General features: G+C 69.2%; 7 protein-coding genes. 4 read left to right on the top strand and 3 right to left on the bottom strand.

The genetic code is table 11. From position 1 onward, the window contains the following. Nucleotides 1–396: 396 nt before the first annotated feature. A complete protein-coding gene (locus tag ABZ495_RS36630) occupies nucleotides 397–927 on the bottom strand; it encodes a hypothetical protein (RefSeq protein ID WP_359840312.1) in 531 nt (176 codons plus the stop codon). A 48-nt stretch (nucleotides 928–975) separates the two neighbouring features. Beyond that, nucleotides 976–1,392, bottom strand: coding sequence for a hypothetical protein (locus ABZ495_RS36625; RefSeq protein WP_359840310.1), 417 nt, complete (start codon nucleotides 1,390–1,392; stop codon nucleotides 976–978). A 364-nt stretch (nucleotides 1,393–1,756) separates the two neighbouring features. On the opposite strand from ABZ495_RS36625, the gene ABZ495_RS36620 reads away from it, so the two are divergent. Then, a complete protein-coding gene (locus ABZ495_RS36620) occupies nucleotides 1,757–2,215 on the top strand; it encodes a hypothetical protein (protein WP_359840308.1) in 459 nt (152 codons plus the stop codon). Between the two features lie 908 nt (nucleotides 2,216–3,123). On the opposite strand, the gene ABZ495_RS36615 is transcribed toward ABZ495_RS36620, so the two are convergent. Further along, nucleotides 3,124–4,554 (bottom strand): serine/threonine-protein kinase, encoded by a 1,431-nt coding sequence (locus ABZ495_RS36615; protein ID WP_359840306.1) that lies wholly within the window; start codon nucleotides 4,552–4,554, stop codon nucleotides 3,124–3,126. Nucleotides 4,555–4,747: 193 nt separating this feature from the next. On the opposite strand from ABZ495_RS36615, the gene ABZ495_RS36610 reads away from it, so the two are divergent. The 3 genes from ABZ495_RS36610 (at nucleotide 4,748) to ABZ495_RS36600 (ending at nucleotide 6,420) form a co-directional block, all read left to right on the top strand. Next, nucleotides 4,748–5,668 carry a hypothetical protein gene (locus tag ABZ495_RS36610; RefSeq protein ID WP_359840304.1) on the top strand — a complete coding sequence of 307 codons (921 nt, stop codon included), beginning with the start codon at nucleotides 4,748–4,750 and terminating at the stop codon, nucleotides 5,666–5,668. Between the two features lie 92 nt (nucleotides 5,669–5,760). Continuing rightward, nucleotides 5,761–6,093, top strand: coding sequence for a hypothetical protein (locus ABZ495_RS36605; RefSeq protein ID WP_359840302.1), 333 nt, complete (start codon nucleotides 5,761–5,763; stop codon nucleotides 6,091–6,093). A gap of 78 nt (nucleotides 6,094–6,171) precedes the next feature. Further along, nucleotides 6,172–6,420 (top strand): helix-turn-helix domain-containing protein, encoded by a 249-nt coding sequence (locus tag ABZ495_RS36600; RefSeq protein WP_359840300.1) that lies wholly within the window; start codon nucleotides 6,172–6,174, stop codon nucleotides 6,418–6,420. Nucleotides 6,421–6,429 lie beyond the last annotated feature (9 nt).

Raw genomic sequence — 6,429 nt, 5'->3', positions numbered from 1 at the left:
AAAGCTACCTCGCCGGCCTCCACCTCCGTGGCGCGATGATCTGGATCAAGGACCTCACTCGAACCCATTGATCACGACCGAATACGTGCCCTAGGGCGCCCCGGCCGACGGCCGGCCCCGGCTCCTCGCGATCGAGCGGGCGCCGTTCCTGGAACCCGCCGCCGCGGACGTCCCCGCGCGGCCGGCGCTGGCCGGACGCCGCCGCCTCGGCCAAGGCGCCCTGGCCGACACCACGACCGACGACCAGCGGCTCTCCGGTACACGCTCGGCGGCGAACTCCTGCACGAACGCCGGGCCGACGGGGTCACCGTCATGGAACCTGCCGCGGCCTCCGGCCCCTGGGGTGAGTAACCGGGTGTCGTCCAGGGACTCCCCCTCGGCCTTCGGGTCCGGCCCTCACGCACCTTCACCGTTGGCCTCGGCCAGCTTGTCCCGGGCGGAGTACTCCCTGCCGTCCGGCCCCGTCGAGGAGATGTCACTGACCGGATCGCCGGGAGTCCCCAGGACGACCACGAAGTTCGGGCCTTCCGCGGAGGGCGTGCCGACGACCGGCACGTCCTCCGCGGCACCCCGCCGTTCCACGCGGACGGCGGTGACCTCTTTTCTGGCGATGCCGAAGGCCACCGTCGAGCCGTCCGGAAATCTCTGCACCGCGACGTTGAAAGGCGCGACCTCAAGGCTCATTCCGCAGTCGGCGGAGCTCTCCAGCAGGTCGACCTTCACCATCAGGCAGGAAATCCCCTCACCGTTCTCACCGCGGAGCAATTGCCAGGTGTGTCCGACCGTCTCGCCGGACGCCACGGGACGGTAGCCGGACGGGGCCTTCGGGGATCCGCCGTGCGGCGTGGAGCAGCCAGCGACCGCGGCGGCTGCTAACGCGAGCAGGAGCAATGCGAAGCGCACCGGCCTCGCTGGAGCGTCTTTCATATCGCCTTTCTCCGTGTTCCGGACGGGACGGCCGCGCGGTACGTTCTGTTACCAGGCGTAGTGATCGACGCTGATCCCCGCGAGCGCGGTGGTGTGCTTCGCGGTCACCCGCGTGTAGTACTCGCCCCAGCTGCCCAGGTCCTTGTTGTCGATGCAGTACCGCCCGCTGCCGTAGTGGTCGGAGCTCCAGAAGGCCCCGGACTGGTCACTCGCCCGCCGGATCGAGCTGAACCAGCCGTTCGGCGACCAGCCGCCCGCACCCCCGTAGCCGCTCACGGTGGTGCAGGAGGTGTTATAGCGGCCGGTCGCGTTGACCGTGCTCCTCCACTTGTCGCCGCTCGCGCCCGGGTTCTCCAGATTTCCGAGGTACTGGTGGACCTCGGTGGCGGATGCCACGCCGGGGGCCGCCAGCAGCAGGGCGCCGCTCGCGATCAGTGCCGCCGCCGCGGTCTTGAGCTTCCTCATCGCTTCCTCCTCACAGAGTCGATTCCGTACGGTGACCGCGCCCCGGCATCCGACCCTCCGTCGGAAGTGTTCGGATCGCGTGCCCCTCGCACCGGGCTCCGTCCTGGGCCCGTGGAATCGTCGGTGGTCCCACCATCCGGTCCGCCTGTTTGTCCATCAACGGCGAACCGTCGAAGGCCAGGTGAGTGCCGGACAACCCGCTTTGTCCGCAGACAAATCGGAGGCCGATCGGAGATGCTGCGCAAGCACGTCGAGGGGACCGGCGATCCGCAACCAGGAGGGGGCTGCCGCGCGCTGGCCCAGACAGCGGACGACGGTGCACCGCGGTCCTGACAGGAGGTGCGGCTGCGCGAAGATGTCTCCCATGGATGAGATCACCACCATCAACGCGAACACCGGCGTGCCCGGCTACTCCCTCTCCGTGGGGCACGCGCCCATCACGGACAGCCGCCTCTCCCTCGCCGATCTCGGCCTGTACATGCGGTGCCTGTGGCTGGCCGAGGTGTGCGGGGAACAGGGCGACGTGGACTGGTTCATCCGCGAGTTCGACATGCCGGCGGACGCCACCCGCGCAGGCCTGCGGCGCCTGGCCGCCGCCGGCTACATCAACGTCGTGGCGCCGGAACACGTCGAAGCGCGGCGGGCCGGGGCACAGGCCGCAAGCGTGCGTGACGCGGCGGCGCAGACGCAGGAGCTGTTCAGCGAGTCGGAGTCCGCCGTCATCGCCCGCTTCGTCGCCTTGACCGAGGAACGCTCCACGCGCGCCGCGCAGGCGGCGGCCCGTGCCATCGAGCGCGAACTCGAAGGGCTCGCGCGCTCCTGACCGGGACTGGTCCGTCCCTGCCGCAGTGGCGCAGGTTGATGAACAACTGCAACCACAGTCGGGCCAGGGTCGCGGGGGCCGGGTTCCAAGGCGCGTGCACGTCGTGCGCGCGAGGATTGTGGTTCGTCGGCCACCCGCAGGAGAGCGACGGCCGCGATGCCGGGCCCGGCGGCGGCGAGTGCGTTCTGGTCGCTTCTGCGGCGCGGATTCCCGGCCAACGTCACCTTCGCCGACCCGGACCTCCTCGTACGGGCGGCCAGGTGCGGCTTACGGAAGATCCAGTACCGGCCTCAGCTCGTCGACGGCTGCCTGGCCGGGCCACAAGCGGACGTTCGCCCCCATGCGAAGGGCGGCGAGCAACTCGTCACGCGTCGCTCCCTGAGCCGAGTCCAGGACTCGGCCGTGAAGGCGCTCCTGGACGCCCGGCTGCGGCGCCCGGCTGCCTCAGCCTCTTGGCGGCACCGTCGGCACGACTGCAGGGCCTCGGGAACGAACAGATGCAGATAGCAGGTGGTATGCCGGGCCGAGACGCCGCACAGCGTCCCGCGCGCGCCCACCGCATGCTCGACGCCGGGAACGCCGTTCACCTCGCAGGCACCGAATCGGGCCGGCTCCCGCGTTGTTGCAAACGACCAGCCATCATTCGGGGCATCCATCACGCGCACGAGGATGCCACAGCCCTTCCTCGGCTGACCTTGATCACCGACATCGCGAGTTCAACCTGAGGAGGGGGCCACACTGCCGTGCGCTGTACCTAGCTGGGAGGTCTGGGTTCAGCGGAGGTGGCCAGTTCTCACATCGGTAGTTGGCCAGCTTGAAACCAGGATCGGCTCGCGCAGTGCCCTTGATCGGGCCACCATCATCGTTCGGGACGACGTTGGTGCCGTCCGAGAGTGGGCATGGGAATCTCACCCTTGTTGGTCGAGGCCGACGGGGGCTTGCGGGCGCCGAGCTTTCCGAGTCGTGATCTCGCGTTGCACGTACAAGATGACGGCGAGTGCGCTGCAGGCGTAGAGGATCAGCGACCGGATTGAAGCTGGACTGTCACTTGCGGACAAGAATGCCGCTATCCCATGGTACATTTCGTGTTTGAATATCATGACTGTATCCAGTGCGAAGAATGCGATAAACAAGGTGGCAGCCGTATAGCCGGCTCCTCGCAAAAGCTTGCGAGAGGAAGGCTGCAAGGAAATTGTGCATAGCATGATTAAGGTCATTAGAATATGCATGATGAGGAGGGTCGGCAGGATGAATTCGAATGCGAATATGCTGCCGATCACCATGAAGATCAGCCAAGTGGCGATCGGGGGGCCGAATCGCTTCAGCTTCGCTCGGTCCTTGTTGGGTGATGATGGGTCCGTGCCGGCAGCGGGTGTTGTGGGCGGGCGATCCGGTCGAGTGGGGGCTTTGCTGTAGCTGGCCGCTGGTTCGATCGGCGTCGTAGCGCGCACCGTGACGGGATGGGTGGGACTGCCTGGCCACGGGGCGAGGTGCGATCCGTGGTCGAGGTCTCGTAGTGCTTGTGCGACGGCGGCGGCGTTCGGGTACCGCTGCTCCGGGTTCTTGCGCAAGAGGGTGAGGATGAGCCCGTCCCAGGCGGGCGGGATGTCCGCAGTTGCAGAGCTGGGAGCGGGCGGCTCCTGGATGAGGTGAGCAGAGAGGTAGCCCAGGGTGTCGGGTGCTTGGAAGGGGAGCCGGCACGTGATGAGTTCGAACAGCACGCAGCCGAGCGCGTAGAGGTCGCTGCGTGCCTCGGGGAAGCCGCGGGCCTGTTCAGGTGCCATGTATGGGGGCGTGCCGACGATGAAGCCGGTCTGCGTGAGCCGGTCCGCAGTCGCGTAGGGATCGGCCGCCCGCGCGACGCCGAAATCTAGAACCTTCAAAACCCCAGAAGGCGTGACGAATATGTTCGACGGTTTGATGTCCCGGTGCAGAATTCCGGCATCGTGGGCGCCGCTCAGCGCACCGCAGATCTGGGCGCCCCAGTAGGCCGCCTGCGACAGGGAGGCAGGTCCTCTCCGCACAATCGCATCCAGGCTTTCACCGCGTAGCAGCTCCATCACCAGGAACGGTGCCGTCCCCTCGTCCATCCTTGCTTCGCCCAGGTCATGGATCGTCACGATGTTGGGATGTTGAAGGCGCGCGGTTATTCGCGCTTCGCGCAGGAATCTGGCCCGGGCGTCGTCGCCGCGGCTGCCGCCGCCGGCCAACATCGAGATCACCTTGACCGCCACAGGTCGAGCCAGCGTCTCGTCCCGGGCCTCCCAGACCTGCCCCATACCGCCCTCGCCGAGCAGCCGCACCAACCGGTAGCGACCCCCGAGAAGTTGATCATGCACTACGTGCCCCCCACTCCGAACGGATCCGGCCCCTGGCGCGAGCTCGCCGGTGCCCAGGGATGACTGCCCCGCCGCGACGGCTGCCAGTCAGGGGTGGAGGCCCGCCACATCCGGTGGTCACCCATCAAGCACATCTGACCGCTCTGGCCAATTGCACCTGCAGGTGGCCATTGTCCCGTCTGGTGACCGAGGCGTGGGACTGGCACAGCAAGAGCAAGCGGCGCCGTTCGCGGTCGGCCTGGACGTCAACATGGCCTTCCTCGCCGCCGGTCGCCTGACGCTGCCGCTGTCCGGCCTGCTCCACGAACTGAACCCTGCCTTCGACCCGAAACTCCCCGGCTCCTGGCTGGTCGACCTGTCCGGCGTCGAGACGAACCCGCTGCTCCCCTCCCCGTTCACCGCGGACGGCTCCCGCCCGACCGGGCCGGCCTGGTACTCCACGGCGAAGGTCGCCTATGCCACCGAACTCGGCGCCCGTCCGCAGCCGCTGGAGGGCAGGTTGCGACACGAGCACGGCCCTTACCTCGACCCGTGGCACAAGCGGCTCCGCGCGGCGTACGTCGAGACGATGGCCGCTCTCGGCGTGCCGCTCACCCTCGCCGACCGCGACCCGGTGGCGTTCCTGGACGCCATGGCCGCCATCAAGTCCACCGGCGATCCGGCGGAACTCGCGGTGCTGACCGCGATCAAGCAGACCGCCAAGGGCGCCATCGGCAAGATGCGCGAACGCCCCCGAGGCCACGGCTATAAGCCCGGCGAGCGCTGGCCGGCCCTGGAGCGGCCCACCTGGGACCCGCTCATGCGCGCCCTCGTCATCGACACCGCCACCGTCAACCTCCACCGCAAACTCCGCAAGATGGCCGCCGACACCGGCCTGCACGCCTTCGCCGTACTCTCCGACTGCGCCGTCTTCGCCTCACCCGGCCCCAGCGCCCTCGACATTCTCGCCCTCCCCGACGGCACCCTCACCACCTCGCTGCGCCTCGGGGTGTCGCCCGGCCTGGTGAAGTTCGAGGGCAGCAGGCCGATGGCGGAGGTCGTCGAGTTGCTCGCCGACCGCGCGAACCCGGCCCGGCACATCAAGACCGGTGGTCACGTGTCCGCCGACGAGTAGCCGCCCGGGCCGGCCCGTACCTCGCGGGCCCGGCCCGCACGACCAGCAGGAGCGGGCCGTCGACCGGTGGCCGCAAGCAGGGGAGGGAACCCGTGGAACACGGCTCGCGCGCCGGGCAACTCGCCGCCGCCTACCGGCACCGAACCAGGCCGGGATCGGCCGCCTGGGGCCGTCCGAAGCCGCGGGTGCGGGCGGAGCGGACCGGGCAGGGCCGCCCGGCGGCGGGCGCCGCGCGGGCCGCGGGCACCGTCGCGCCGGGCGAGGACCGCACGGCCTTGTGGCGGGACGGCCAGGGCGGCGTGAGGAACGACATCCCGACCAGCGACGGTGGTGACCTGGCGCTGCCGCGGGTCCACGCCCGCGGGGGAGCCGGCTTACACCGCGGTCCCGACGACCGCGGCCACCCCCTCACCCGCATCGGCTGAACCCGGCCGCCCGGCGCCCGCTGCCGGGCGGCCCCCACTACCGCCACTGCCATCACCACGCAAGGAAGGATGTTCCCGATGGGGGAGATCGACGAGGGCCTGGAGCGCGCCGAGCGCACCCGCCCGATCCCGCGGTCCACGGCCGCGCGGACGCGGTTCCTGCTCAGGGGCGCCAAGGGCTCCACCAAGCGGCTCGCCCAGGAACTGGGCGTCTCCCAGCGCACCGTGCAGCGCTGGCTCAAACTAGCCGTTGCTCTATCGATCTTGGTGATCGTGAGTTCGAGTCTGCCGACTCGGTCGGGTGATCTTCTGGTCGGCAGGGCATGAAAGTGGGGC

It is taken from the genome of Kitasatospora sp. NPDC005748, assembly GCF_040630735.1.
GTDB lineage: Bacteria > Actinomycetota > Actinomycetes > Streptomycetales > Streptomycetaceae > Kitasatospora.
Note: the sequence above shows the minus strand (reverse complement) of the source record. Positions and strands in the feature narration are given on the sequence as shown.

Coding starts and splice junctions, on each gene's coding strand:
- ABZ495_RS36630 (WP_359840312.1), bottom strand. CDS start 927: ATGAAAGACGCTCCAGCGAGGCCGGTGCGCTTCGCATTGCTCCTGCTC.
- ABZ495_RS36625 (WP_359840310.1), bottom strand. CDS start 1,392: ATGAGGAAGCTCAAGACCGCGGCGGCGGCACTGATCGCGAGCGGCGCC.
- ABZ495_RS36620 (WP_359840308.1), top strand. CDS start 1,757: ATGGATGAGATCACCACCATCAACGCGAACACCGGCGTGCCCGGCTAC.
- ABZ495_RS36600 (WP_359840300.1), top strand. CDS start 6,172: ATGGGGGAGATCGACGAGGGCCTGGAGCGCGCCGAGCGCACCCGCCCG.